A 25,233-nucleotide genomic window follows, 5' to 3' on the forward strand; every position below is an offset into this window, starting at 1 on the left:
TGCTTATATTCTACTTACTAAAAAGGAAGTGAGGATTGGGCCAAGCCCTTTGCACTCAATTAGCTCGCGCTCCTCTAAAATAAAGTGACCGGTCAAAGCTTCCGCAGTAGCTGGGGTTATTTGAACTCGACCGATAGCTGAGGTGGATTCCATCCGACTTGCGGTATTTACGGTATTACCCCAGAGATCATAAGAGAACTTGGTAAAGCCGATCACGCCTGCGACCACTGGACCCGAGTTGAGGCCAATCCGCATTTGTAGATCACTGCCGTTTGCTTGATTAAACTCCGTTAAGTCCTGATACATTCCCAGTGCCATATCGGCGGCAATGATGGCATGATCAGAGCGCGGAATCGGCAAGCCACCTACTGCCATATAAGCATCACCAATCGTTTTAATTTTCTCTAAACCCAATTCTTCTGCCCGTTTATCAAAGCGCGTAAATAAGTCATTCAATAATTTCACGAGATCAGCAGGTGATTTAGTGGAAGACATCTTGGTAAAGCCAACTAAGTCACTAAATAAAATAGTCACTTCTGGGTAAGAGCCAGATATATTTTTCTCGCCCTTTTTAAGGCGCTCAGCAATCGGCTTAGGCAAAATATTGAGCATGAGTTTTTCAGTTTTCATTTGCTCAATATTGAGTAATTCTTTTTCGTGCTGCAAAAGGGCAATGTGTTCCCGGTCTAAATCACGTAAACGTTTTTTTTCTAAGGAAGAAAAAACCCGCGCGCGTAATAAAACGGGATCGAATGGCTTTGGTAAATAATCTTCTGCACCAATCTGAATGCACTCCACCGTTTTTTCAAACTGCTCAGCACCAGACACCACAATGACGGGTAGATAACTGAGGGCTGGATCAGACTTGACGATATTTAATACGCCTAAGCCGTCTAATTCAGGCATTTCCATATCGAGCAGCATGAGATCAAACGACTCAGCCCGCACTTTTTCTAGCGCTTCGTTACCATCGCCAGCTTCGGTAATATTGGTAATGCCAACATTATTCAGTTCCCGTATTAATAGGCGTCTGAGGGTACGACTGTCGTCAACCACCAATACTTTCATGAGCTTAGTTTGCTCCAGCACCTCGGGCGAAATATTCTTAAACATCAGATCGGCACTCATTAGCGTTGCATCTCCTTATGAAGGTCTTTGCAGTAATATGAAACACGATCTTCCTGCTGCACTTTGAAGGATTGATCATAGAGAATAGATTCGGAGGAGCCAAGTAAGAGGCATCCACCATCATCTGCAAGCTGTGTGCGTAATTTTCGAAATATCTTTGCTTTAGTTGCAGCATTAAAGTAAATTAGTACATTACGTATCAAAATTAAATCAAACTTGGGCATGACCGGCCAATCTTTGACGAGATTCAGGCTCTCAAAATGAATCATTTGCTTTAGTTCGCTACTAATCTCATATTGACCAGTCGACAATTTTTTAAAGTGCCGCTTAATTTGCTCCTCGCTTAAACCCCGTTTGATTTCTGTTTCCGAATAGATGCCAGTGCGCGCTTGCGTTAAGGCCGGCTCAGAAATATCGGTAGCAATAAGTTGAATTTTCCAAAAATAGAGTTCAGGGAAATTTTCCCGTAAAAGAATAGCCAAACTATAAGGCTCTTGGCCGGTAGAGGCCGCAGCACACCAAATTTCTAGGGTTTTTGTCTCGCGGCGTTTGGCAATCAGCGCAGGAATAATCGTGGTTCGTAATGTTTCAAAGGGATATTTATCTCGAAAAAACATAGTTTCATTTGTGGTCATTGCATGAAACGATTGATGATGCAAAATACCGAGAGGATTGACTAAGAGATGCTGAATTAAGGCATGATGATCTTTGAAGTTATGAGATCTGGCGATTACTGCTAAACGGGAGGCCACTAAATATTCTTTACTATGATCAAGAGCAATACCCAAATGCTCTTCTAGCATTTGGAAAAATAAATGAATATTATTTTGATGGATAGTGAGCGCTTGAGTCATTATTTTTTTTGCGTTCGAAAGATAATTTCGTTCGGAATATCACCTAATGGCAAAATCTTTTCAGCCAAATTGGCGTTGGCAATTGCGCCAGGCATACCCCAGATGACGCTCGTTTTTTCATCCTGCACTAACACGCTGCCATTGGCATTAACAATATCGACAGCACCTTTCAGTCCGTCGTAACCCATGCCCGTTAATACTAGGGCTAGTAGATGACTGCCATAGATTTTTGCTGCACTCCTAAACAGCACATCGACCGCGGGTCGGCAGGAATTTTCAGGTGGATCTTCATTGAGCATCATTACTACTTTGGCCCCTGACTTACGCAGCTCTAGGTGCCTACCGCCGGGAGCAATATACGCCTTACCCGGAAATGCTTCTTGCCCGTGCTGAGCCTCTTCAACTGGAATAACGCCAACACTAGTTAATCTTGAAGCTAGCAGCTCAGTAAATTTGGGTGGCATGTGTTGCACGATAAATATTGGTACGCTGAGAGGTGACTTCCAGGCTTCAAATAACTCCATCAATGCGGCTGGCCCACCAGTAGACACGCCAATGCAAAGAGCTTCAATGCGGCTTGAGGGAAGTCCGCTCGGTTTAGCAAAGATTTGTTGTTTCACTTCAGCAATGATTTCTTTTGGCGAAATGATTTTGCTAGGCTTCACTGGTGTGGGCTTACATAACTCACGAATCTTGGGTATGAGCTCATCTTCTAGTACCCGTAGCGCTTCCGCCATATTGGTTTTATCGCTTGGCTTACCAACATAATCACTTGCGCCATTGGTTAATGCGGTAATAGTGGCTTCCCCGCCACGTTGCGTTAGCGAGCTAAACATAATAATCGGCAAATCGCGATCCAGTTTACGAATTTCTTTGAGCGCCGTTAAACCATCCATTTTTGGCATCTCAACATCGAGGGTTATTAAATCGGGCTTAATGCGCCCAATCATTTCAATGGCCTCAAGACCATCCTCAGCAGTACCAACTACCTCAATATCGGCATGGCGTAATAGGGTCGTCATGATGATACGCCTCATCACAGCTGAGTCATCAACGATTAGCACGCGAATTTTATCTTTAGGGGAAATAATATGTTTCATAAGGGGATAATAAAACGGGAAAAGGACTGAGGTCTTGGTCGGCATTTATCCAAGACAGTTAAACGCTTAATAGTGCTGGCTTTCCTGAAAAGGCAATGCCTTTAATGAGTTGCTTGGGGTCTAAAATTAACAGTAATTTTTCTGGTAATTTATGTACCCCCAAGACAAGCTCACGCGACATTTTTGGAAAATTATTGGGTGGTGGTTCAAAGGTCTCTTGCTCTAGGGGAATAATTTCACCCACGCTGTCTACCAACAAGGCAATTAACATGTTGTCACATTGCAAAATAATACTAATCGTTTCTTCTTGAATCAAAGTATTTTCAAGCCCTAAGCGCTCATACATATCAATTGCAGGCACAAGTTGACCGCGCAAATTCATAATGCCGCGAACCGTTTTTGGGCTTTTTGGTACACGTGTAACGTCTAAGTTTTTATTCAACTCAAGAACATCTGTCGCAGTAATGCCAAAATACAAGCCACCTAAATAGAAGGTCGCATAATCAGTGGCAGCACTCATCGCATTACGTCCATATCTATGACTTCAGGGTAGGTCTTTTGATGTTCTTGTAGATCCCGCATCATTAAGATTTCTTGCAGATCGATGACATTAATCACTTTCTCGCCCATCAGTACGCAACCTGCCAAGCCACGTTGAGGGGGATTCGCTTTTTGCAATTTCTTGGGCACATGGATAATGTCGTGAACTTGACTTACTACTAGGCCAATCGGCATTTGATTAAAGTAATGCACAATCACTGATAACGGCTGGGTAGTTGAGTCAACCGCAGGTTGGGCGCCTTCAATATATTCATTCATGCGAATTAAATGCATGATTTGGTCGCCATATTGCACCACCTCGCGACTACCATTGCGCTGCACCCGACTGAGCGCAAAATTCTCTAAGCGCTCAACATCTTCTAGGGGAATAGCAATGCGTTCGAGACCGGCTAATTCAAACAATAACATCGAGACTTCTTCTTCACGTACTTGAGTAAATATCGCTTCGGGGTTTAGTGGACGCGCCTGAATTTTTGCTACTAAGCCAGAGTGAATTGCCATACCATCGACATCTAGAATTAATGCTACACGGCCATCGCCTAAAATCGTCGCTCCAGCAAAATCAGGAATCCCTTTCAGGAGGGCGCCAAGGGGCTTAACTACTACTTCTTGCATGTTAAGTACTTCATCAACTACGAGACCAAAAGAGATGCCCGAGGATTGCAAGATTGCCACATTAATCGCTTTTGCGCTATCGGGTACATGTGCACTCAATTTTAGTTGTTGATTTAAAAATAATAGCGGCACGAGTTTGCCGCGTAAGCGAAAGACTGGGGTGCCATAAAAATCTTCCAAGCCAGTTGAATTAGTAGGATCAATGCGCACCATTTCGGAAATGCTATTTTGCGGAATTGCATAGCGCTCGCTTTCGCAGCGCACGAATAGCGCTGGCATGATCGCTAAAGTGAGCGGAATTTTTAAACGAATATTGGTGCCTTTGCCGCGATGGCTATCAATTTCAATTGAGCCTCCAATAGCCGAAATATTATTTTTAACCACGTCCATGCCAACACCACGGCCTGAGAGGTTGGTAACAACCTGATTTGTAGAGAAGCCTGGGAGGAAAATAAATTCCAGTAACTGCATGTCACTGAGTTTTTTAGCGTCTTCAAAACTAACTAATTTCTTATCAATTGCTTTTTGGCGCACAGTTTCAAATTTAATGCCACCACCGTCATCGGCAATCTCTATTACTACCATGCCATTTTCATGAATCGCACGCAGTAAAACAGTGCCGTTTTCAGATTTACCTTTAGCCAAGCGTTCGGCGGGAGGTTCTATACCATGATCAATGCTATTGCGAATAATATGAATTAGCGGGTCACGAATACCATCAAGTAAGGTGCGATCGAGTTCTGTATCGGCACCCTCCTGTATTAGGGTGACCTTTTTATGACAATCATTGGCAATATCGCGCACTAAGCGGGGAAATTTAGACCATACCTGTGAAATTGGCTGCATGCGCGTTTTCATCATGCGCTCTTGCAACTCTAGGGTAAGTAGATCAATCGATCTGACGGTATTCGAAAAATTATGATCGCCAAATTCGGCAGTAAAAGGCAATAAACGGTTGCGTGCTAGGACCATTTCGCTGACTAAATTCATCAGCTTATCGAGTAACTCTAAGTTGACTTTTACAGGGGCTGCCACTTCAGTAGTTCGGGCATTACCAGTTGGTGTAGTGGCGTCAACTACAGTTTCTGATTCGATCGTAATTAAGCTATCGCCCATCACAACTTCATCTACAGTTTCGACTTCTTCTGAATCAATTGCTTCGAGCACTAAGTCATCGGTAGTAACGCCCGTGTCAACCGCGGGTGTGGAGGTTTCAGATGAGGGCATTGCATTGCGATTAGCGGTACTGCTAACAGCGCCACCACTCGCAAGACTAAGCAAGTCGGCGATGAGGAGGGTATCGTCACCCGCTGGTTCTGTGTTAGCTACTTCAATACCACTAATAATTTCACGTAAAGCATCAAGCGCCATGAGTAGGGTGCTGGTTTTTTGGGTATCGAGTGCTAGGTGCCCATCCCGAATTTTTCCTAATAGACTTTCACCCGCGTGTGATACTTTCTCGAGACGTTTAAAAGCAAAAAAACCACTGCTCCCTTTAAGCGTATGCATGGCACGAAAAATATTGCCAACCAGTTTTTTATCATCGGGAGTTTCTTCAAGCTGAACAAAATCTAAATCGAGTTGGTCAAGAATTTCTCTTGCCTCGATAATAAATTCAGCCAGAATATCGTCGTTATTGTCCATGGATAAGACTTGGGTAGCCTATTAAAGAGATCACGAAAGCGGGCTAAATCAAGGGGGTCAAAACTAAAAAAGTCATCATTTTGCCAATCAATCGACTTTTCATAATATAGTAGTTTAAGGGCAAAATAATTCGGTTTTCCCCAGTACTACCCTAGACCTTGCCCTGACTTGGGGCACCTTGACCCAGGAAAGTATTGCGTCGCAATAGTACTACTTAATTACCCAAATTTTTTCGCACTTTCGCTACCAGCTCGGGGGTAGCATTGGCGGGGGCAGTATTTCCCCAGCTGGTACGTACATAATTTGCAATTTCGGCTATTTCTCGATCGTTTAAGCGGGCTTTAAATGCGGGCATGGCAATGTAATTGGCTCGTGGATGAATGCCCCCTAGAACGACCTTAAAGATATTCGCAGGGTCTGGAGCTTTCACAACAGGGTTGCCAGTAAGGGGTGGAATGACTCCAGCAACGCCAACCCCTTTTGAGAGGTGACAGCCACTACAGTTGTCGAGATAGAGTTTGGCGCCGATGATTTTGGTCGGATCTGGCCCAGCCCTACCGGCGTAAAGAGAGGAATTGGGTGGCAGGGATTTCAAGTACTCTGCCATGGCATTTAAATCGGCTTCGGTCATGTATTGCATGCTGTTATGCACTACCTCTCCCATGGGGCCTAACACTGCTGTTTTGCCTTTGTAAGAGCCTGTTTTTAAATATTTAGCAATATCTTCAGCTGTCCAAGAGCCAAGCCCGGTAGTAATATTGGAGGTTAGGTTGAGGGCAAACCAGCCATCAATTACTGCGCCGGTATACGCTTTTTTCTTCTCGATACCACCAGCAATATCCCGTGGCGAATGGCAATCACTACAGTGGCCAAAGCCCTCAACTAGATAGGCACCGCGATTCCATGAGGCAGATTTACTGGGGTTAGCTTGATATGTGCCCTCTTTAAAAAAGAGTTCCCGCCAACCAATCATCGACAGCCGAATATTGAAGGGGAAATCAAGGTGATTTACCTCCACTTGATTACTCACAGCTGGCACAGTGCGTAAATAAGCATAAATTGCATCAATATCTTCGCGCGTGGCCTTGGTATAAAAATCGTAAGGCATGGTGGGATAAAGATCTTGATGCTTTTTATTGATGCCATCATGCAGCGCACGATAAAAATCATTCGCCGACCAAGAGCCAATGCCCGTTTGTATATCTGGGGTGATATTGGGCGAAAGCATATATCCAAAAGGGGTGTCGAGGCGAAGTCCACCAGCAAATGGCTTGCCGCCGGGAGCTTGGTGGCAAGAAATACAATCACCAGCGCGGGCGAGGTACTCGCCTTTTTGTAGTTGAGTTTGCGGCGCAGCTATCGGGGCGGTGGCCTTTTGTGCATATACAGGCGCGATACTCAGTGCCACCATGACCATGACAAGCGCCTGCTCAAAGCCATGTTTGCGAGCCTTCAAAAAATTGCTTTTGGTCAACCTTAGTAAGGCGAAACTGGAAGTAATACCGAGCATAGGTTGTTGGTTTAGCAATTGATTGTGCCAATCATAAAAAGGATATAAGGATTAAAAACATTATGCCTAAGCTGTATAAATATTCAAAATGGGCTAGCTTTTAGGGGTTTTCCACTAGAGGTAGTTTGTTAGCTCACTTTTGATTTAAGATTATTGAGGCCCTCAATTAATCCCATATTGAAAGATCGGTATGAAAGAAAGTTATCCGCAGTACGTTAAAAATAGATCGGCTAAAATTTATTTGGTAGGAATCATTATCTTTTCTATCGCAATTCTAACGATTGTATTTTTAGGTAGCTTGCACTTTTCTTAAGTGTGCAATCACCATTACTGCATATTCAAAATCTCAAAAGCTGCTTTTAAGCGTTTGGAATAGAGCGCGGTAGTTGCTTTAATTTCTTCTGGTGTCCAACTACGATAGCCAGCCCCCGCCTTCATCCCTGTTTTACCTTCTGCCATTAATTGCGCCAAGCTCGGGGGAATAGTTTGACTATTCGAAAGGGAGGGATAGATTTCTTTTGCGGCGTTGGCCATCCCATCCCAACCAGAAATTTCTTTTTGAGTCATGGGCCCAATCGCCGCATAGCGAAAACCAAAGCTATAACGTACTGCATCGTCAATATCAGCTGGAGTGGCAATACCTGCGTCCACCAGGGCTAAAGCTTCACGCATCAGCGCATGTTGTATACGGTTAGCTAAAAAACCAGGGATATCGCGTTTCACCAAGACCGGTTTTTTATGAATTTGCCGATAGAGTTCACAAACTTGTTCCGCAATCGCAAGAGCCGATTTTTCTCCAAGCACAATCTCGACTAAAGGCACGATTTCTGCGGGCATAAAATAATGCGCGCCAATCATGCGATTGGCAGTAGTTAAATTCTGGGCAATTTTTGAAATTGGAAAGCCTGAGCTATTGCTGCCAATAGGAATATGCGGGGGAACACGCTGATCTAGCGACTGGAAAATCGCTTGTTTGAGTGCTAGATCTTCGGCAACAGTTTCAATGACCCAAATACAATCTTGCCAATCACCCCAAGTATCGAGATCGCCACCCCGTTGTTGCGCCAATAGTGTGCTTGGGCTTTGCTCACGAATAGCAGCTTGGGTGGAAATAGTTTGCGCTAAGGCCACCGCTTTTTGCAGACACTGCGATACCTTAGCTTGATTGCGACCCAAGATTAAAACTGGGTATTGCTCCGCAATAAAGCCAGCAGCAATCCCTGCGGCCATGGTGCCGCTACCAATTACTGCAATATATGTCATGGGGTATTGTCCGAGATGGGTTGGAACTCAATTTTAAGTCGAAGTCGAGCTAATTCGCAATAAAGTAGCATAACTGCGAAGGACTGAAAATGTCTGCGGCTACCTGAGCTTGTCCGCGCATAATTATGTTTAAATAGGCTACTTCACTTGCACCATTTAAGGAAAATTTGTAATGTCAATGTACAACCCGTTTCAGCCAGTAGAAAAGATTAAAGCTGAAGTTTTTATGTCGATGCCAGCCAAGTTTAAAAAAAAATCTCGTACGGGTTGGTCAGACCCGAATCGTCAAAATGCCGAAGTCGAGTGTTTTTTAGAGGGGCCTTCTTTTGACCGTGAAGGTAATTTATGGTTTGTTGACATTCCTTTTGGGCGGATTTTCCGCATTACGCCTAAAGGAGATTGGGAGTTAGTTACCCAATACGATGGCTGGCCGAATGGCTTGAAGTTTCATCAAGATGGCCGTGCGTTTATTTGTGATTACAAAGCAGGCTTATTGGCTTTAGATCCGAAAACTGGCAAGTTAGAAACCATTTTAGGTTCGATGTACAGCGAAAATTTTAAAGGGTTAAATGATTTACACTTTGCCTCGAATGGCGATTTATATTTTACTGATCAAGGGCAAACAGGCATTGCCGATCCTACTGGGCGCGTTTTTCGTTTGCGCGCAAATGGGCAGCTTGATCGCTTAGCCTTAAATGTACCGAGCCCGAATGGGATCACTTTAAATACGCAAGAAAAACATGTTTTTGTTGCGGCAACTCGCTCTCAGCAAATTTGGCGCTTACCCTTGATGGCTGATGGCTCGGTCTCGAAAACCGGGGTAGCGATTCAGTTAACAGGTGGGGTTGCTGGGCCTGATGGCATTGAAATGGATGCGGAGAATGGCCTATTGGTATGTCATCTCGGTATAGGAGTATGGCGCTTCGATAGCAATATGTTGCCAACCCATTTAATTTATTCTGAAAATCCCCATCATCATCATTTAGCCAATTTATGTTTTGGCGGTGATGGCAAAGATGTTTACATTACTGAATCACTATCTGGCGATATTTTAAAAGCCCGCCTACCTGTAGCCGGTAAAAAAATGTTTGGTCTTACTTAGTTTTTATTAGATTTGATACCACTGAAGATGCAGTACATTTCCTTAGCCACCGCACAAGGTTTCATAAGCGATATTTTAAGGGCGGTAGGCGTACCGCCCGATGATGCGGCGAGAGTTGCGCATCTCATGTTGCAGTCTGATTTAGCAGGCGCCGATGGTCATGGCTTATTTCGCTTACCTTCATATGTGAAGCGAATTCAAGCGGGTGGCGTTAATTTGCATCCCAAGATGCAAGTTGAAAAAGATTTCGGCGCCACTGCGCTATTAAATGGCGATAATGCGCTGGGTCATTTGGTAATGGCACGGGCGGTTGAGCTAGCTCAAGTAAAAGCGAAGCAGTTTGGTGTAGCTTGGATTGGTAGTCATCATGGTAACCACGCTGGCGCAGCAGCAGTATATGTGCGGATGCTTGCTGAGCAGGGTCTCATCGGAATTTATATGGCAGTGGGCAACGCAAATCATATGGCCCCGTGGGGCGGAATTGATTTGTTGCTCTCCACTAATCCCCTTGCAATCGCAATACCTGCCGGCAAGCAGCCCATTGTCTTATTAGATATGGCAACAACCATTGCCGCCTATGGTAAGGTTAAATTAGCCGCGCAAAGGGGGGAGTTGATGCCCGATACTTGGATGATAGATCGAAGCGGTAAACCCATTACCGATCCGAAGCGCGCTAGCGAAGGTTCGCTTTTACCAATTGGCGAATACAAAGGGTACGGCTTAGCACTGATGATTGGGTTATTAGCGGGGAGTTTAAACGGTGCTGCGGTAGGTAAAGAGACCATCGATTTCAATGCCCAGCAAGCTAGCGCTACCAACACAGGCCAAGCTGTCATTGCTCTAGACCCCTCGGCTTTTGGTGACCCTGAAGCATTTATTGAAAGGGTCAATCAAGTTGTGCGTGATATACAGCAATCGACTCCTATTCCAGGTGGAGCTGGAATACGTGTGCCAGGGGAGGGTGCCGCGCGCACAACTGAACAACGACAGCGCGACGGTATTCCCCTATCATTAGAACTATTTAAAACTTTAGATGCATTAGCCATTGAACATGGCGTACCTCTTTTACTTAAGGAGCAGTAGATGACACTTCAACAATGGTGCAGGATTCCATTTGGCGCACGTTCGATTTTACTTGGCAGCTTTTTCTTATTGGCTGGATTAATGCAACCCGTATTTGCTGCCTATCCCGATAAGCCTATTAAAGTGCTGGTGGGTTATGCACCGGGAAGTTCAACTGACATTATTGGACGCATTATTGCCCAAGATTTAAGTATCGCGCTAAAACAAACTGTAGTGATTGAAAATCGTGGGGGTGCTGGCGGTAGTTTGGCAGCAGATGCGGTAGCCAAAAGTGCACCCGATGGATATACGATTTTATTTGCCCAAAATGGTTTAGCCATCAATGTGGCTGCAAACCCAAAATTAGCCTTTAACGGCATGAAAGATTTAATTCCCGTGGTTGGGGTTACTGCAACTCCTCATATCTTGGTAGTGAATAAAGAATTTCAAGCAAAGAATGTTGCTGAATTAGTAGCCCTACTAAAAAGCAAGCCTGGCAAACTAAGCTTTGCTTCATCGGGTATTGGCAACTCGGATCACATGGCGGGCGAACTATTTTTAGCAATGACTGGCTTACAGGCCATTCATGTGCCCTACAAAGGCGGGTCACCTGCGGCTACCGATGTTTTAGGTGGGCAAATTGATTTCTATTTTGCCGGGATGCCAGTGGGCCTCCCTTTATATAAAGGCGATAAGTTACGTGCTTTGGCGGTAACCAGTAAACAGCGCTTTAGTGGCGCCCCTGAGTTGCCAACGATGATTGAAGCGGGGGTACGAGCTTATGACATGACCTTATGGCAGGGTGTTTTTGTCCCTGCAGGTACACCCAAGGAAATCATGAGTTTACTCAGCACTACGATTTTAAAATTGCTTGAAGACCCTGAGACGAAGGCACGTTTAAATAAAGCTGGCGTACAAATTGCCCCAATGAATCAAGCCCAATTTAGTGAACTGTATTTTTCAGAAATTGCACGGTGGAAGCAAGTTATGGAAAAAACCAATATTAAGCTTGAATGAAACGCGCACGTCGAATTTGTTTTGCTATAGGGGTTTTGATTGGCTACAGGACTTTAATATGTGGTGCAGGTATAGGTGTGCATCACTGGAAAGCGGTCATTTAAGGTTGTCCGTACCTCAGAAATAGCCGCGCCCTTTTTACCCAACTTTTTACATTCCTCAATGGCTACTGCCATCACTTCTTCATCATTTGCGGTAACCACGGTTTGAACGCCGACTCGTCCATCGGACGTTTGCACAGCTCTGAAATTACTTTTTGAGGTTCCACAGGCGCTGAAAATAACGCTCGTAGTAAGAGCGATTAAGAGCAACAAGAGCGGTAGTAGATGAGAAGTTTTGATGGGATGCATTCTAATATTTTAATAGTATCTATGCTTAAGCCGTGAATTGTAATTTTGCGAGGCGCGCATAGAGGCCATTTTTTTCAAGCAACTCGGCATGGGTACCTTCCTCAACAATGCGGCCTTCATCCAAAACAATAATGCGATCTGCACGTAATACGGTAGCTAAGCGATGCGCAATAATTAAAGCAGTTTTTCCGGGCAGGAGCGCATTCAAGGCTTTTTGCACGGCACGTTCCGATTCGGCATCGAGTGAAGCAGTCGCTTCATCCAATAAAAGGATGAAAGGATTTTTTAAAATGGCTCGGGCAATTGAAATGCGCTGTTTTTGTCCACCCGATAAGCGTACACCGCGTTCACCTAAAAAGCTGTGATAACCCTCCGGTAGTGCAGAAATAAATTCATCGGCATATGCCATTTTGGCAGCAGCAATCACTTCATCATCGGTAGCATTTAGACGACCATAGCGAATATTTTCAAGTGCGCTATTAGCAAAAATTAAAGGCTCTTGCGGAACAATGCCAATCAGATGGCGTAACTCGTCGATGGGCCACTGTTCTAGTGTGCGGCCAAAAATATTGATAGCGCCACTTTGCGGCTCATAAAAACGTAATAGCAGGGAGAAAATAGTACTTTTGCCTGCGCCAGATGGCCCTACTAAGGCATAGCTTTGACCCTTAGGAATGGTGAGGTTTAAATGATCTAAGGCCAAAAATGTAGGGCGCGATGGATAAGAAAAAGATACGTTGGCAAACTGAATGGCCTCAGTTTGCGTGGCGGCTAAAGCCCCAATCTTATCCATTTGTTGCTTAAGCCGATTAGCTGAGTCATCAATACCATGATGATCAAAGGCGATTGCGGGTTTCGCTTGGATTAGTTCAACGAGTCGCTCAGTTGCGCCAGATGCGCGTTGTAAGTCGCCCCAAACCTCAGACAAAGCGCCAATTGAACCTGATACTAAGGCTGCGTATAAAACAAATTGGGTTAATTGGCCAATCGTAATTTGTCCCGTACCAACCTGTAAGGCTCCTACCCACAAGACAAAAACGATGACTGAAAATGCAAGCGTAATCGCTAAGGCAGTAAGCATTGAGCGTACTTTGATGCGTTCTTTAGCAACGGTAAAGGCCAACTCAACCGCAGTGCGATAGCGCTTTTGCTCATACGGTTCGCGTACAAAGGCTTGTACAGTAGGCATGGCACTGAGGATTTCACCGGCAATCGCACTGGCGTCGGCAACTTTATCTTGACTAGCCCGCGACATCTTGCGCACGCGACGGCCAAAAGCCCACAGTGGCAACACAGTAAACAATAAAAGACCTACCATCATGCCTGCTAACCAAGGGCTGGTAGCTAACATCATGCCAATTCCACCAATTGCCATGACTGAACTGCGTAAGGCTAAGGAAATACTCGTGCCAACTAAAGTTTGAATTAGGGTGGTATCGCTAGTTAGGCGTGATAACACTTCACCGCTTTGTAAGGTTTCAAAATAACTCGGGCTTTGCCGAAGGACATTTTGAAAAACCCGCTCACGCATATCGGCAACGACGCGTTCGCCAAGCCATGACATAAAGTAGAAGCGCGCGGCTGTGCCAAGCGCTAAGACTACAGCGATGATTAGGAGGTAAATAAATTCACGGTGAACCGCTTGGCTAGTTAAGCCAGTATCAATTAATTGCCGAAAGGCGATGGGTACCGCTAGGGTAGCGCCTGCAGCAACAAACACAAAGATAATGGCTAAAATCCATTGCAGACGATATTGGCGAATCACTTGATAGTCTTTGAGCCAATGGCGAATGCTACTGATCTTTACAGGCTTTTTACTCATATATGATGATACTTTTACACTATTTAGATTGATCAAGTATTGTAGGTGATGAATATATGTTGATAAAATTAAAAATGAACTTTCTGGTATGCCAAGCATTAATCTGTACTGCGTTGCTGCAGATTAGTGCACCAGCGACCGCGCAAGCTAATGCTCAGGCTAACCCGGCTGCCGAGCTACAACCGGTTAAAACCATACCGTCAATTGACGTTGCTCGTTATTTGGGTACTTGGTATGAGATCGCAAAATTTCCTAATTGGTTTCAGCGGAAATGCCTTTCTGGCACGAATGCAAACTACCAATTAAAAGAAGATGGCAATGTAAAGGTAACGAATCGGTGCAAAGTTGAGGGTGGTGAAATGGCCCAAGCAATTGGCACCGCGAGGCAAATTGGCGGCGCTACTTCCCCTAAATTAGAGGTTCGTTTTGCTCCTGACTGGTTAGCAATTTTGCCCTTTGTGTGGGGTGATTATTGGGTGATTGATCTTGATCCACAGTATCAATTGGCTGCTGTAAGTGATCCGCGGCGCGAGTATTTATGGATCTTATCGCGCACGCCAAAGGTCAATCAAAAATCCTATGATGATTTATTACAACGACTCGTCACACAGCAATTTGATTTAAGTCAATTGAGTCTCACGCCGCAAGACTAAACTGCATGAGCGAATTGAGTACTTGCGTTAAATTCGCTGTTACTCGACCTTACCAATTTTTTTCACTGAGATAGCTAGGTCTCCCGCATCTTTATCCCAGTAAGTCTTGAACTCGGGCGCATCGAGGTACATTACCGGGCTACCAGAATTACCAATAATTTCTTTCACTTTTTCATCATTTGCAGCTAGCTTGGCAGCTTCGCGCAATTTATTCACAATCGCATCCGGAGTATTACTGGGCACAAATAAGCCTGACCACTGGGCAAATTCAATCGGCACCCCCAGCTCTTTAAAGCTGGGCACATCAGGCAAGCTCACTAGGCGCACATTGCCCCAGTGCGCTAGAGGTCGTAATTTTCCAGCTTTGATGTATTGCACCACCGAAGATGGCCCCGTTGCCAAGGCATCAACTTGACCACCCAGTAAGGCCACAATTGCAGGGCCTGCTCCAGTATAGGGAATATGCACCATATAAAATTTTTCATTGGCTTTCAGCATTTCCATGGGAACGTGCATGGTGCCGTAATTTCCTGATGAGCCAAAATTATATTTACCTGGGGATGCTTTCATGGCATCCAAAAATTGCTTATAGGTTTTCCATGGGCTGTCACTCCGCACCACTAAAACAGTTGGATCGGCGGTGAAGCGGGCAATCGGCTTTAATTGATTTAGTTGAAATGAGGGCGTTTTCCCTAAAATTTTATCGGCTTCAGGAATAATGGAAATTGAGGATAGCGCCATCAACATGGTGTAGCCATCCGGCTTTGATTTGGCGACTGCCGCCATTCCAACCCCACCACCAGCGCCCACTTTGTTTTCAATAATTACTGCTTGGCCTAAGCTACGCGACAGCGCTTCAACTACTGGGCGGGCTACGGTATCAGCCACTCCCCCAGGTGGGAAAGGTACGACCATCGTCAGAGGACGAGTAGGCCACGCCTCTTGCGCATGAGCCGCGCTGATTAAAAGGCCGGAGAGCATAGTCAATAAACCCAGCATGGTACTCAAGACTAAAATACAGGGTTGGGGTAAACCCGAAAGAGGGTGAGCTTGTCTCATATTTTTATTTACTCGAATGAAGGAATTCATATCCTACTACAATCATTTTCAGGTGAATACAATCGTTTGAGGAGATGAGTTTCATGAAATTTGCTGCATTCCGTTTGCGTCATGGCACACCCGCTGAAATCGAGCGCGTGCGGGTAGGTTTAGTGTCCACTGAGCAAGACAATATTGCTGAATACGGCGTATCTACTAATCTGACTGAAGCCGGAGTTCTAACGCTTTTAAATCTGCAATTGGCCAAGCAGCCTTTGCCAGCTACTACTACTACTCACAGCCTCAGTGCAATCCAGTTGTTGGCCCCAATTCCAAGGCCGCGGCGTAATATTTTTTGTGTTGGTAAAAATTATTTTGAGCATGCAAAAGAGTTTGGGACTAGCGGCTTTGATAGCAGCACTTCAAAGCCAGGCGATGAAATTCCGAAGGACCCGATTATTTTTACTAAACCCCCTGAGTCGGTGATCGGTCCAGGAGCAAATATTGTAATTCCGCAACAAGTTTCAAATGCTGTTGATTACGAGGTTGAGTTAACGGTGATTATTGGCACAGGTGGTAAAGGCATTAGTCAAGCCAATGCAATGCAACATGTTTGGGCGTATACCGCAATTAATGATGTGACCGCACGCGATTGGCAACAACGGCATAAGCAATGGTTCTTAGGAAAAAGCTTTGATACTTTTTGCCCGATGGGGCCTTGGGTAGTGACAGCCGATGAGCTAGATGTTAACGATATCTCAGTTAAATGTTGGGTTAACCAAGAATTACGGCAAAGCTCTAATTCAAAAGATTTAATTTTCAATATTCCCAAGCTCATTGAGACAATTTCAGCGGGGATTACTTTGTATCCAGGTGACATCATTGCAACTGGCACACCCGCTGGGGTAGGTTTAGGTTTTAAACCCCCCAAGTATTTAGCGCCGGGCGATATTGTGAAACTAGAGATTGGTGGCGTTGGCGTACTAGAAAACCCATTGGTAATGGGTTAGTAGAAGGCTTAATGTTTAATTTTAGAATCACCGAGCATGTTATCGGCTTTAATAAAATATTTTCTGCCGTAAGCTAATACTTGCGTATCACTTGGGTGATCGACAGTCTCTACGCCTAAAATATTTTTTGCTACCTGTGGATCGTGTTGGTTTGCGTGCTTAAATAATTCTAGTTTTGCAGAGCCTGGGCCGATAATTAAAATTTCTTTGGCATCTTTAATTGCCGTAATGACCGCGTGCAAATAACCTGAATCTAATGCCACGTGACCGCTACCTGAAGCCCCTTTTTTATGATGTAAATGGAGGTGCTTAGAGTGGGTGGAAATGATTTGATTTTCGCTGGCCTGAGCATCGAAACGAATAATATGGGCTTCTTGATGGTCAATCCAAACGACGACATGATTAAATGACATTACTGCTCCTTGATACGATAACAACTGAAAATGGCATATGCGCTAATTAATCTAAGCCCATATTCCTCTCGCCTCATTATATGGGCTTACTGAGTCATTTTTGACTTATTACTGTATTTAGCACAGCGCGAATTTCTTGGCTCAACTCAGAGGCGGTCATGCCGATGGGCCCAATGCCCTTCTTAGCTAGGGAATCGCCTGCTAAGGCATGTAAATAAACTGCCAGGATAGTTGCACCCCAAGCATTCAGGTCATGCTGAATTCCTTGCGCAGTCAGTGCAGCTACACAACCTGTGAGCACATCGCCCATGCCTGCTGTCGCCATGCCTGGATTACCGTAGGGACAAACTAGCGTTTTTTGCGTTGGTGAACCAATTAATGTATGTTGACCCTTCAGCACCACAATTGCATTCGTCAGCTTAATTAAGTCAAGCAAAGCATGCGGGCGATTAGCTTGAATACTTGCGGCATCAGTTTGTAAGAGTGCCGCAGCTTCACCGGCATGCGGTGTGATGATGGCAGGAAAAGACCTTGCCTTTAGAGCACTCATCAACCCCGTATTATTTGCTAAGAGCTGCAGTGCATCAGCATCTAAAATTAGAATTTGGCTGCTACTGAGTGCTTGGCGGAGATAATTTTTTGCAGTTTTGCTAAAACCCAAACCCGGACCAATTGCAATTACATCTGGATTGATATTACCTAGAATTTGCTTGGGAGAAAAACGCATGGCGTCTACGAGCATTAATTCTGGGTAAGAATCGATCAGATGGGCCGAGGCAGAGTCCAGCATAGCGATGTGTGTCCAACCTGCGCCACTATAAAGTGCACCAAGGCCAGCCAAAATAATGGCACCTGCTTTACCGGCGTCGCCACCAATAAGTAAAACCTTACCAGCGTTTCCTTTATGTTCATCTGCTTGTCGTAACAATTTTTTGGCCAAGCGATTCAACTCAGGCACAGTGAGCTTGCGCTGATTGACGGGGCTGGGAAGGGGTTTTTTGATCATTTAAGGTAATAGAATAGACTTAAAGGTCTTATACTGAAAGCCTATTAATTGTAGGAGCAAATAATGCGTATTCATCACCGAATTATTTTTTTAGTGCTTTATTTTGCTACTTTCGCTTGTTTGGCTCAGCTACCAGATGCCCGTACTATTAATGGTATTCGTTTTATTACTGGCGGAATTGGTTCAGACGTATCTAAGGCGATGCAGGCTGAAGCTAAACAATGGCCTTTATTACTTGAGTTTTCGCAAGCGGATGGTCAAGCAAAACCAGCTTGGGTTGCGGGCGTTAAAGTTGTCATTAGTGATGCAAAAAATGCACCTTTGCTCGAGACGGTCTGCGATGGGCCACTCATGTTAGTAAAACTTCCACCAGGCTCTTATTCAATTGCGGCTTTTTATAATGGCATGGCTCAAAATCGTACTCTGGTGATTGCGAAAGACGTGCCTCAGCGAATAGTGATTACTTGGAAAAGCCCTTCTTAATTGCGGATTGCTAATTCCATGCGGTCGAGCGCTTGATTTAGTAATGCCCTTTGGGTGCCAAAGTTGAGACGGACAAATTTGGGCTCATTAAATTGGGACCCGGGCGAAAGATGGATGCCGTGCTGTAAAAATAAATCCTGGGGCTTGGCTAGCCCGAGTTTGCTGCAATCAATCCAGGCTAAATAGCTCGCTTCGCTATGAGCAAAGTGCAGGATATTGCTTGCATTGATGCGGGTTTCAACTAGATGGCGATTTTCTCGTAGATACTGAATCAGTGCTTTTCTCCATGGTTCACCTTCGTCAAGCGCTGCCTGCGTAGCAACATAACTAAATAAGGATGGATCAGCGATTGTGCTATGAAGATCAGTCTGCATGGCTTTACGTATTAGTGGATTTTCCGCTACCGCCCAAGCTAAGCCAGCACCCGGGAAATTAAAGGTTTTATTCAAGGACATTAAGGTAACGGTATTCATTGAAATGGCTTTACTCAAACTGGCAATGGGAATATGGCGCTTATTGTCATCGAGTACTAAACCTGCATGAATTTCATCAGCGCAAATCAGAATATCCTTAGCTAAACAAAAATCAGCGATTTGACTTAATTCAGCGCGCGTAAAAACGGTGCCCCCTGGATTTTGTGGATTACATAAGAGTAATAAGCGCGTACCCGGCTTAGCAAACTCATCAAGCTGAGCGAATGGCAAGACCCAGCGATTTGCTTCCAAAGCTAAAGGGAGTTCAGTAAAGTCGCGTGGGGCATGGGTACAGGCTAAGCGCAAGTGGTGATAAACAGGCCGAGGAATTAATACATGTTGATTGGGTGTAGTTAGTTGCCGTACCGCAGTATGCAAACCCGATACAACATTGGGGAGAAAGACAATCCAACTGGGATCAACTTCCCACGTGTAATGCACTTGTAAATAGTTAGCAATAGCTTCTGGCAAAGTCCTAGGTGAGTGCGTGTAGCCGAATACACCGTGTTGCACGCGGGCCGAAAGAGCATCTACAACACAAGGCGGGCAAGCAAAGTCCATATCAGCCACCCAGAGTGGAATCACATCTTGGGGGTTTGCATCCCAGCGAATGGAATCCGTCTTGCGCCGATTGATGGGCGCATCAAAATTAAATACCATATTTAATTAGCTTAACTAGCGTCACGAGCCAAACGCAATCCGGTCATTTGCCAGCGCGTATGGGCAGGAAAGAAATTACGATAACTGGGGCGAATATGCGATCGAGGCGTTAGGCAAGAGCCACCTTTGAGCACCATTTGGTTAACCATAAATTTGCCGTTGTATTCTCCTGCGATGCCATCCCACGGTTGAAATCCGGGATACGGACCATAGTTACTCGAAGTCCATTGCCAGACATCCCCATAAAGAGTCTGATTTGCTGAAGGCATTGGTACGAGATCGTGACTTTCAAGCAAATGGCTACTTCCAGGAATTGCATTACCCGCTTGATTGAGTGCAAATGCCTCCCACTCAAATTCGGTCGGCAAGCGTGCACCACGATATTCTGCATGGGATGTGCCCAACCAGCGAGCAAAAGCCTCGGCTTCAAAGTAACTAATATGGCTAACCGGTGCTGCGAGATTAAGCGGGGCATTACCACGTAAAGTAAATTCAGCATATTCTGCAGCAATACCTTGTGCAGTATTAATTGGCCTCCAATACATTGGCGCCTGAATTTTTTCTTGATTAATCCAGGCCCAGCCCGCGTCTAGCCACCATTGATGCTCTTGATAACCGCCTGCACGAATGAACTCAAGCCATTGACGATTAGTAATGAGTTGACTATCGAGTGAGTAGGGCGCAAGGTAGACTGTATGCTGCGGTGCTTCGTTATCAAAATGAAAGCCCGTGGCCGCGGTATTAAACCCGAGCTTAAATAAGTTGTGCTCTTGTTGGGGCCCGCGCATCCAATGATGGACGCCAGCAGCTTCAGTAGGACGAATTTGCTCTGGTAAGTAACTCGGCAGCAGCGAATTAGTTGAAAATAAATGGTGAATATCGGTTAATAGTAATTCTTGATGCTGTTGTTCATGATGGATACCGAGTTCAGTAATCCACGCTAATTCAGTTGTGATCTCATCGGCTAATAGTTTCTGCATACGTGCATCTACGTGCTGGCGCCAAGCAATCACTTCGTCTAAAGTTGGGCGGGTTAATAAGCCACGATCTGGTCGGGGATGCTTATCACCAACGGCGTTGTAATAACTATTAAACAAGACGGCGAATACCTTACGCCAAGGAGCGAAATTATTTTCAAAATACTGCAAGACCATGGTCTCAAAAAACCAAGTCGTGTGAGCTAAATGCCATTTAGCTGGGCTGGCATCTGGCATTGATTGAGCCTGACAATCTTCGGCGCTTAAGTGAGCAACAAGATCAAGCGATTGCTGCCGCGTTTGCATAAACTCAGTCTGTAAATTTACTTGTTCATTCAAGGTGGCAGGATTAATTTTGTTTGACATGTTTAGGTGGCATAAATTACGGCGTAATATTGTTGCGGATCAGTCCACACTTTCATCTTATCAAATCCTGCAGCAGTTAATAACTTTTGGATGGAGTTTAGAGAATATTTATGGGAGTTTTCCGTATGAATTCGTTCCCCCTTTTTAAAATAACGCTCTTTTCCTTGCCATTGCACTGTAGTAGCTTCTAATGCCTCCAAATAGAGTTCGACGCGCATCAGCTCAGCATTAATCTCGATGTGATGCTTAAATTTAGCCACTTCAAAATTGGACCCTAGCAATTGATTCACGTTGCGCAAAATATTGAGGTTAAAAGCCGCCGTTACTAAAAGTGGGTCGTTGTAAGCGGGCTCAAGGATGCTCGCTGATTTGAATAAATCGATACCAAGCAGCAGACCGCCACCCAAAGATTCTTGACGGATTTGCTTGAGTAGTTGCAAGGCTTCAGTTGGTAAAAAGTTCCCTAAACTAGAGCCGGGATAAAAGAAGGTACGAGGCGTTTGGGGAACTTCTGGCGGTAAGCGCAATTGCTGAGAAAAATCCATCCCTATTCCCATCATCGGGATCGTGGGATATTGACTTTGTAGGTGAGATAAGATGGTTCTAAGATAAGCAATCGAAAAATCGATCGCGACATAGAGATTGGGCTTGAGCAAACCAAAGAAACGCGCCGCTTTTTGGCAATTGCCAGCTCCCAAATCAATGAGTAAAGGTTTGGCGCCGATGTGTGCTTGAATTTCTGCACCAAATTGGTTAAAAATGATTTCTTCGGTCGCAGTTAAGTAATATTCTGGGAGATAGGTAATAGCTTCAAACAAGCGCGAACCTAGATTGTCATAAAAGAACTTCGGCGGCAAACTCGCGGGAGTACTTAAAATGCCTAATTCAGCTTCTTGATGAAGGGTAGTAGCTTGGGGCGAGAGTGTTTCAATAAAAGAGATTGGCACAGCAATTTCACTTGAGGTAGGGCACTTCTTTATACCTGAACTCGATGAATTGCGTGTGAAGCCGACAGAGTGTATGGGTATCTGCAAATAAGCTTATTTAGCACTATGATTGTGCTTAAGTTCTTTATCCATATTGAATTCTGCCTTATGCCACAAGCCACTCTAACTCAAGCCATCCCCTTGTTTCCATTGGGAACCACCCTCTTTCCAGGGGGCGTTTTACCCTTAAAGATTTTTGAGGTACGTTATCTGGATATGGTGAAGAAGTGCTTTAAGGAGAATTCTTGCTTTGGCATTGCCACTATTGCTGCAGGTTCTGAGGTGCGCACGCCAAACCAAGCAGTGCAATTAATGCCGATTGGTACTTTGGCAAAAATTATGCATTTTGATGCTTTGCAGCCAGCGCTCTATTTGATTCAATGCGAAGGACAAAGGCGTTTTCGTATTTTAGAAAGCACAGTCCAGTCTAATGGCTTAGTCATGGCCACTGTTGAACTGATGGGAGATGATGCCATCATGCCAATTCCAGCGGAATTGACTGCCAGTGCAGCTACTTTGGGAAAAGTCATTCGTGCCTTACAAGAGCAGGGTGTGCCTCAAGAGGAAATGCCTTTTAAGCAACCCTTTCGCTTGGATGAATGCGGTTGGGTTGCGAATCGCTGGGCGGAGTTATTACCATTAACACCGTTGCAAAAACAACAGCTTTTATTACAAGAAAATCCGCGCCTGAGACTGGATTTAGTAAATGACTTTTTAGAGCAGGAAGGTGTGCGATAAATTTTTTGGGCCTTAACTTTTCTCTAAAGTAATACCCCCTTTTTTAATAATATCAGTCCATTTCTTAATTTCAGAATTAATATAGCGTTGCAATTCCTCAGGTGAGCTTGCTTGTGGTTCAGCGCCGAGTTCAGTAAAGCGTGCTCTCACATTGGGATCGGCGCTGGCTTTGACAATATCTTTATTGAGGCGTTCAACTACAGCTTTAGGTGTGCCTTTAGGAGCAACAATGGCAAACCACGCGGCAGAGTCATAGCCTTTAACGCCTGCCTCGGCCGCAGTAGGAACATTAGGGAGTGCCGCTAAGCGTTTATTGGATGCTACGGCTAGGGGTTTAATATTTCCTGCCTTAATTTGCCCAACCACATTTGGTAGTAATTGAAAACTGACGGGTGCTCGACCAGCGACTAAATCTGTCACTAGGTTAGCGGTAACGCGATAAGGAATATGGGTCATTTTCACCCCCAGTAATTGTTCGTAATAAGCACCCGCTAGATGTTGCGAGCTACCATTGCCTACCGAGCCATATGCGACATCTGGGTTTTTGCGTAAATAGTCATTCAGTTCGGCAAGGGTATTGATATTGAGTGTTGAGCTAGCAACGACCACATTAGGTAGGATGGCAATGAGCGCAATCGGTTGAAAATCTTTTTCTGGATCGTAACTTAAATCAGGATAAAGAATTTTATTGATCGCCAAAGGGCCCGAAGTACTGGTGCCCATGGTAAATCCATCAGGCTCTGCGCGAGCGATTGCTGCAGTTCCTATATTGCCGCCAGCAGCTGGCTTATTATCAAAAACAAAACGTTGACCCGTATTCGTCGTCACTTGTTCGAGCAAAATACGCGTAATTACATCGCTAGCGCTACCCGCTGAAAAGGGAATAATGAAATTAATTGGCTTAGCCGTATTTTGCGCGCCAGCATTAAAGCTAAAAAATATCAATAGCGCGGCTAATAGATTTCTTGCATTCTTCATTAGTTAACTACTCCTGTTTTGGTTCCAAAGCGTTCTATCATGACTTCTTCTAACTGCAATTGATCTGCAGTTAAAGCACCACCACCCCGAGTACGATAGGCTTGTCCTAAGTGTGCTGCTTTTGGGGTATTGCCAGCACTCAGTGCCTTCACTTCATCTAAAATCAGTTTACGAAAGCGCACAATGCCAACATCAGTAGGGGTTAAATGTTCTTTGGTGCGATCAAGAATATAGCCCTGGCTTTCTTGTGCCATTTGATCTTGTTCAGCAATGCCCCGAATGCCAGTAAAAGATTCAGTGCGCTGTTCTTCTCGACTTAATAAATAATTATTACTGCGATTTCTTAAGGGTAAGTAGCCAGGTCCGAGGGCGGCAAATTGGCCATATCCACCTTGGTCAAAACGGGTACGCTCCTCTGCAGTAATAGCCCGCTCAGGATGCCAAGCATAGACATACATCCAGCACGCCTCATCGGTAATTGGTGTCCAGCTATAGCCATAATAAATTTCATTTGGCATTGACGATGGCGTGATGGAATGATTCGGTAATAAATATTGCGTTAAGCGCCAATAGTGTTCATCCTCATCGGCATGGCGGGCACCGCCGATGACAAAGCCAACTTCATGGTCAACAAAAGTAAAGCGCGGTGTTGGGTCATTGCGTAGCCAGCGTAAGCGCTTCACATCGGCAGCGACATTGGGGTTGTCATCATTCATTTGTGAGGGGGCCGGCATATGTAAGAAAGAAAAATGGGCTGTATCGAGTGCCCCTTCCATTGAGTGAGCCCAATTGCACTCGATTAAACGCTTGGTTACATAACGATTTTCTGACGGCACTAAGCCAACTTCTAATTGTGGGACGAGTGCGGGCATGGATTCTGCTGGCCCCATATAGGCCCATACCATATCGGCAAATTCTTGGGTTGGATAGGCTTTAATTTGAATCGTGTCATGGTAGGCCGCACCTGGAGGTACATTTGGCATCTCGATGCACTTACCATCGGTATCATATTTCCAGCCGTGATAAATGCAGCGAATTCCGCATTCTTCATTACGCCCAAAAAAGAGGTCAGCACCGCGATGCGCGCAGTAACGATCAATTAAACCTACTTTGCCAGCTGAGTTACGAAATAACAGTAACTCTTCACCCATGACAGTAACCCGTATTGGGGCACAATCAGGTAGAGGTATTTCCTCGCTTAAGGCAACAGGCTGCCAGAAGTGCCGAAAATATTCCCCCAGAGGCGTATTTTGATTAGTGCGAACCAATAATTCGTTGTCAGCAGCAGAAAGCATGGTGGTCTCATTACCTCATTTGAATAAACGACTTTTTTCCTATTCTAACGAGCTTCTGAATGAGGTAAAGCTTTTGCTCCAAAAGGCGCAGTTATGCTGCTTTTGGGGGGAGGTGTAATAAAATAGCGA

Annotated in this window: 24 protein-coding genes; 7 read left to right on the plus strand and 17 right to left on the minus strand. The window is 44.9% G+C overall.

Annotated elements, in window-relative coordinates; all coding sequences use genetic code 11:
* Positions 1 to 3: 3 nt before the first annotated feature.
* The 7 genes from LZG75_RS03895 to LZG75_RS03925 form a co-directional block, all read right to left on the minus strand.
* On the minus strand, positions 4 to 1,128 hold the full coding sequence (locus LZG75_RS03895; protein ID WP_233935459.1) for an adenylate/guanylate cyclase domain-containing protein: 1,125 nt from the start codon (positions 1,126 to 1,128) through the stop codon (positions 4 to 6).
* Positions 1,128 to 1,982, minus strand: a complete 855-nt coding sequence (locus LZG75_RS03900) for a protein-glutamate O-methyltransferase CheR (RefSeq protein ID WP_233935461.1) — start codon at positions 1,980 to 1,982, stop codon at positions 1,128 to 1,130. Before LZG75_RS03900 ends, LZG75_RS03895 begins: the two co-directional genes overlap by 1 nt.
* Positions 1,982 to 3,082: a chemotaxis response regulator protein-glutamate methylesterase gene (locus LZG75_RS03905; protein ID WP_233924896.1), complete on the minus strand. Its 1,101-nt coding sequence runs from the start codon at positions 3,080 to 3,082 to the stop codon at positions 1,982 to 1,984. The genes LZG75_RS03900 and LZG75_RS03905 overlap by 1 nt, the downstream gene beginning before the upstream one ends.
* 58 nt (positions 3,083 to 3,140) lie before the next feature.
* Positions 3,141 to 3,602 (minus strand): chemotaxis protein CheW, encoded by a 462-nt coding sequence (locus tag LZG75_RS03910; RefSeq protein WP_233924894.1) that lies wholly within the window; start codon positions 3,600 to 3,602, stop codon positions 3,141 to 3,143.
* A complete protein-coding gene (locus tag LZG75_RS03915; RefSeq protein WP_233924893.1) occupies positions 3,599 to 5,902 on the minus strand; it encodes a chemotaxis protein CheW in 2,304 nt (767 codons plus the stop codon). The genes LZG75_RS03910 and LZG75_RS03915 overlap by 4 nt, the downstream gene beginning before the upstream one ends.
* A gap of 214 nt (positions 5,903 to 6,116) precedes the next feature.
* Positions 6,117 to 7,358, minus strand: coding sequence for a cytochrome c (locus tag LZG75_RS03920; protein WP_233924892.1), 1,242 nt, complete (start codon positions 7,356 to 7,358; stop codon positions 6,117 to 6,119).
* A 381-nt stretch (positions 7,359 to 7,739) separates the two neighbouring features.
* Positions 7,740 to 8,675 carry a 3-hydroxyacyl-CoA dehydrogenase family protein gene (locus LZG75_RS03925; protein WP_233935463.1) on the minus strand — a complete coding sequence of 312 codons (936 nt, stop codon included), beginning with the start codon at positions 8,673 to 8,675 and terminating at the stop codon, positions 7,740 to 7,742.
* 172 nt (positions 8,676 to 8,847) lie between these two features.
* Between LZG75_RS03925 and LZG75_RS03930 the strand changes: the two genes are divergently transcribed.
* From LZG75_RS03930 to LZG75_RS03940, 3 genes are read left to right on the plus strand one after another with little or no spacing between them, the layout of a single operon-like run.
* Positions 8,848 to 9,777 carry an SMP-30/gluconolactonase/LRE family protein gene (locus LZG75_RS03930; RefSeq protein ID WP_233924889.1) on the plus strand — a complete coding sequence of 310 codons (930 nt, stop codon included), beginning with the start codon at positions 8,848 to 8,850 and terminating at the stop codon, positions 9,775 to 9,777.
* 27 nt (positions 9,778 to 9,804) lie between these two features.
* Positions 9,805 to 10,860, plus strand: coding sequence for an Ldh family oxidoreductase (locus LZG75_RS03935; RefSeq protein WP_233935472.1), 1,056 nt, complete (start codon positions 9,805 to 9,807; stop codon positions 10,858 to 10,860).
* Positions 10,861 to 11,856, plus strand: coding sequence for a tripartite tricarboxylate transporter substrate binding protein (locus LZG75_RS03940; RefSeq protein ID WP_233935474.1), 996 nt, complete (start codon positions 10,861 to 10,863; stop codon positions 11,854 to 11,856). It abuts the gene before it with no gap.
* Between the two features lie 53 nt (positions 11,857 to 11,909).
* On the opposite strand, the gene LZG75_RS03945 is transcribed toward LZG75_RS03940, so the two are convergent.
* Entirely contained in the window at positions 11,910 to 12,206 is a 297-nt protein-coding gene (locus LZG75_RS03945; protein WP_233924883.1) for a hypothetical protein, read from the minus strand.
* A gap of 25 nt (positions 12,207 to 12,231) precedes the next feature.
* Complete coding sequence (locus LZG75_RS03950) at positions 12,232 to 14,028, minus strand: ABC transporter transmembrane domain-containing protein (protein ID WP_233924881.1); 1,797 nt, start codon at positions 14,026 to 14,028, stop codon at positions 12,232 to 12,234.
* A 74-nt stretch (positions 14,029 to 14,102) separates the two neighbouring features.
* Between LZG75_RS03950 and LZG75_RS03955 the strand changes: the two genes are divergently transcribed.
* Positions 14,103 to 14,681, plus strand: coding sequence for a lipocalin family protein (locus LZG75_RS03955; RefSeq protein WP_233935476.1), 579 nt, complete (start codon positions 14,103 to 14,105; stop codon positions 14,679 to 14,681).
* A 39-nt stretch (positions 14,682 to 14,720) separates the two neighbouring features.
* On the opposite strand, the gene LZG75_RS03960 is transcribed toward LZG75_RS03955, so the two are convergent.
* Complete coding sequence (locus LZG75_RS03960) at positions 14,721 to 15,740, minus strand: Bug family tripartite tricarboxylate transporter substrate binding protein (protein ID WP_370635388.1); 1,020 nt, start codon at positions 15,738 to 15,740, stop codon at positions 14,721 to 14,723.
* An 83-nt stretch (positions 15,741 to 15,823) separates the two neighbouring features.
* Between LZG75_RS03960 and LZG75_RS03965 the strand changes: the two genes are divergently transcribed.
* A complete protein-coding gene (locus tag LZG75_RS03965) occupies positions 15,824 to 16,729 on the plus strand; it encodes a fumarylacetoacetate hydrolase family protein (RefSeq protein WP_233935478.1) in 906 nt (301 codons plus the stop codon).
* Positions 16,730 to 16,737: 8 nt separating this feature from the next.
* On the opposite strand, the gene LZG75_RS03970 is transcribed toward LZG75_RS03965, so the two are convergent.
* Positions 16,738 to 17,142, minus strand: coding sequence for a translational machinery protein (locus LZG75_RS03970; protein ID WP_233935480.1), 405 nt, complete (start codon positions 17,140 to 17,142; stop codon positions 16,738 to 16,740).
* A 94-nt stretch (positions 17,143 to 17,236) separates the two neighbouring features.
* On the minus strand, positions 17,237 to 18,148 hold the full coding sequence (locus tag LZG75_RS03975; RefSeq protein ID WP_233924876.1) for an NAD(P)H-hydrate dehydratase: 912 nt from the start codon (positions 18,146 to 18,148) through the stop codon (positions 17,237 to 17,239).
* Positions 18,149 to 18,211: 63 nt separating this feature from the next.
* On the opposite strand from LZG75_RS03975, the gene LZG75_RS03980 reads away from it, so the two are divergent.
* A complete protein-coding gene (locus tag LZG75_RS03980; protein WP_233935482.1) occupies positions 18,212 to 18,631 on the plus strand; it encodes a carboxypeptidase regulatory-like domain-containing protein in 420 nt (139 codons plus the stop codon).
* Here LZG75_RS03980 and LZG75_RS03985 read toward each other — a convergent pair.
* Genes LZG75_RS03985 through egtD form a run of 3 tightly spaced genes read right to left on the minus strand, consistent with a single transcriptional unit; the run spans position 18,628 to position 22,054 of the window.
* Complete coding sequence (locus LZG75_RS03985) at positions 18,628 to 19,764, minus strand: MalY/PatB family protein (protein WP_233935484.1); 1,137 nt, start codon at positions 19,762 to 19,764, stop codon at positions 18,628 to 18,630. The two genes, LZG75_RS03980 and LZG75_RS03985, sit on opposite strands and share 4 nt — an antisense overlap.
* 11 nt (positions 19,765 to 19,775) lie before the next feature.
* Entirely contained in the window at positions 19,776 to 21,107 is a 1,332-nt protein-coding gene (gene egtB, locus LZG75_RS03990) for an ergothioneine biosynthesis protein EgtB (RefSeq protein WP_233935486.1), read from the minus strand.
* 2 nt (positions 21,108 to 21,109) lie between these two features.
* On the minus strand, positions 21,110 to 22,054 hold the full coding sequence (gene egtD / locus LZG75_RS03995) for an L-histidine N(alpha)-methyltransferase (RefSeq protein ID WP_233935488.1): 945 nt from the start codon (positions 22,052 to 22,054) through the stop codon (positions 21,110 to 21,112).
* Positions 22,055 to 22,201: 147 nt separating this feature from the next.
* Between egtD and LZG75_RS04000 the strand changes: the two genes are divergently transcribed.
* Positions 22,202 to 22,831 (plus strand): LON peptidase substrate-binding domain-containing protein, encoded by a 630-nt coding sequence (locus LZG75_RS04000; RefSeq protein WP_233924871.1) that lies wholly within the window; start codon positions 22,202 to 22,204, stop codon positions 22,829 to 22,831.
* Between the two features lie 12 nt (positions 22,832 to 22,843).
* On the opposite strand, the gene LZG75_RS04005 is transcribed toward LZG75_RS04000, so the two are convergent.
* Both LZG75_RS04005 and LZG75_RS04010 read right to left on the minus strand, forming a co-directional pair.
* On the minus strand, positions 22,844 to 23,809 hold the full coding sequence (locus LZG75_RS04005) for a tripartite tricarboxylate transporter substrate binding protein (protein ID WP_233935492.1): 966 nt from the start codon (positions 23,807 to 23,809) through the stop codon (positions 22,844 to 22,846).
* Complete coding sequence (locus tag LZG75_RS04010) at positions 23,809 to 25,104, minus strand: Rieske 2Fe-2S domain-containing protein (RefSeq protein ID WP_233924869.1); 1,296 nt, start codon at positions 25,102 to 25,104, stop codon at positions 23,809 to 23,811. Before LZG75_RS04010 ends, LZG75_RS04005 begins: the two co-directional genes overlap by 1 nt.
* Between the last annotated feature and the right edge of the window lie 129 nt (positions 25,105 to 25,233).

The sequence above is a fragment of the Polynucleobacter sp. IMCC30063 genome (assembly GCF_021395235.1).
GTDB lineage: Bacteria > Pseudomonadota > Gammaproteobacteria > Burkholderiales > Burkholderiaceae > Polynucleobacter.

What these genes read in the sequence shown, in the direction of transcription:
- LZG75_RS03895 (WP_233935459.1), bottom strand. Translation starts at nt 1,128, where the DNA reads ATGAGTGCCGATCTGATGTTTAAGAATATTTCGCCCGAGGTGCTGGAG.
- LZG75_RS03900 (WP_233935461.1), bottom strand. Translation starts at nt 1,982, where the DNA reads ATGACTCAAGCGCTCACTATCCATCAAAATAATATTCATTTATTTTTC.
- LZG75_RS03905 (WP_233924896.1), bottom strand. Translation starts at nt 3,082, where the DNA reads ATGAAACATATTATTTCCCCTAAAGATAAAATTCGCGTGCTAATCGTT.
- LZG75_RS03910 (WP_233924894.1), bottom strand. Translation starts at nt 3,602, where the DNA reads ATGAGTGCTGCCACTGATTATGCGACCTTCTATTTAGGTGGCTTGTAT.
- LZG75_RS03915 (WP_233924893.1), bottom strand. Translation starts at nt 5,902, where the DNA reads ATGGACAATAACGACGATATTCTGGCTGAATTTATTATCGAGGCAAGA.
- LZG75_RS03925 (WP_233935463.1), bottom strand. Translation starts at nt 8,675, where the DNA reads ATGACATATATTGCAGTAATTGGTAGCGGCACCATGGCCGCAGGGATT.
- LZG75_RS03930 (WP_233924889.1), top strand. Translation starts at nt 8,848, where the DNA reads ATGTCAATGTACAACCCGTTTCAGCCAGTAGAAAAGATTAAAGCTGAA.
- LZG75_RS03935 (WP_233935472.1), top strand. Translation starts at nt 9,805, where the DNA reads ATGCAGTACATTTCCTTAGCCACCGCACAAGGTTTCATAAGCGATATT.
- LZG75_RS03940 (WP_233935474.1), top strand. Translation starts at nt 10,861, where the DNA reads ATGACACTTCAACAATGGTGCAGGATTCCATTTGGCGCACGTTCGATT.
- LZG75_RS03945 (WP_233924883.1), bottom strand. Translation starts at nt 12,206, where the DNA reads ATGCATCCCATCAAAACTTCTCATCTACTACCGCTCTTGTTGCTCTTA.
- LZG75_RS03950 (WP_233924881.1), bottom strand. Translation starts at nt 14,028, where the DNA reads ATGAGTAAAAAGCCTGTAAAGATCAGTAGCATTCGCCATTGGCTCAAA.
- LZG75_RS03955 (WP_233935476.1), top strand. Translation starts at nt 14,103, where the DNA reads ATGAACTTTCTGGTATGCCAAGCATTAATCTGTACTGCGTTGCTGCAG.
- LZG75_RS03960 (WP_370635388.1), bottom strand. Translation starts at nt 15,740, where the DNA reads ATGAGACAAGCTCACCCTCTTTCGGGTTTACCCCAACCCTGTATTTTA.
- LZG75_RS03965 (WP_233935478.1), top strand. Translation starts at nt 15,824, where the DNA reads ATGAAATTTGCTGCATTCCGTTTGCGTCATGGCACACCCGCTGAAATC.
- LZG75_RS03970 (WP_233935480.1), bottom strand. Translation starts at nt 17,142, where the DNA reads ATGTCATTTAATCATGTCGTCGTTTGGATTGACCATCAAGAAGCCCAT.
- LZG75_RS03975 (WP_233924876.1), bottom strand. Translation starts at nt 18,148, where the DNA reads ATGATCAAAAAACCCCTTCCCAGCCCCGTCAATCAGCGCAAGCTCACT.
- LZG75_RS03980 (WP_233935482.1), top strand. Translation starts at nt 18,212, where the DNA reads ATGCGTATTCATCACCGAATTATTTTTTTAGTGCTTTATTTTGCTACT.
- LZG75_RS03985 (WP_233935484.1), bottom strand. Translation starts at nt 19,764, where the DNA reads ATGGTATTTAATTTTGATGCGCCCATCAATCGGCGCAAGACGGATTCC.
- egtB (WP_233935486.1), bottom strand. Translation starts at nt 21,107, where the DNA reads ATGTCAAACAAAATTAATCCTGCCACCTTGAATGAACAAGTAAATTTA.
- LZG75_RS04000 (WP_233924871.1), top strand. Translation starts at nt 22,202, where the DNA reads ATGCCACAAGCCACTCTAACTCAAGCCATCCCCTTGTTTCCATTGGGA.
- LZG75_RS04005 (WP_233935492.1), bottom strand. Translation starts at nt 23,809, where the DNA reads ATGAAGAATGCAAGAAATCTATTAGCCGCGCTATTGATATTTTTTAGC.
- LZG75_RS04010 (WP_233924869.1), bottom strand. Translation starts at nt 25,104, where the DNA reads ATGCTTTCTGCTGCTGACAACGAATTATTGGTTCGCACTAATCAAAAT.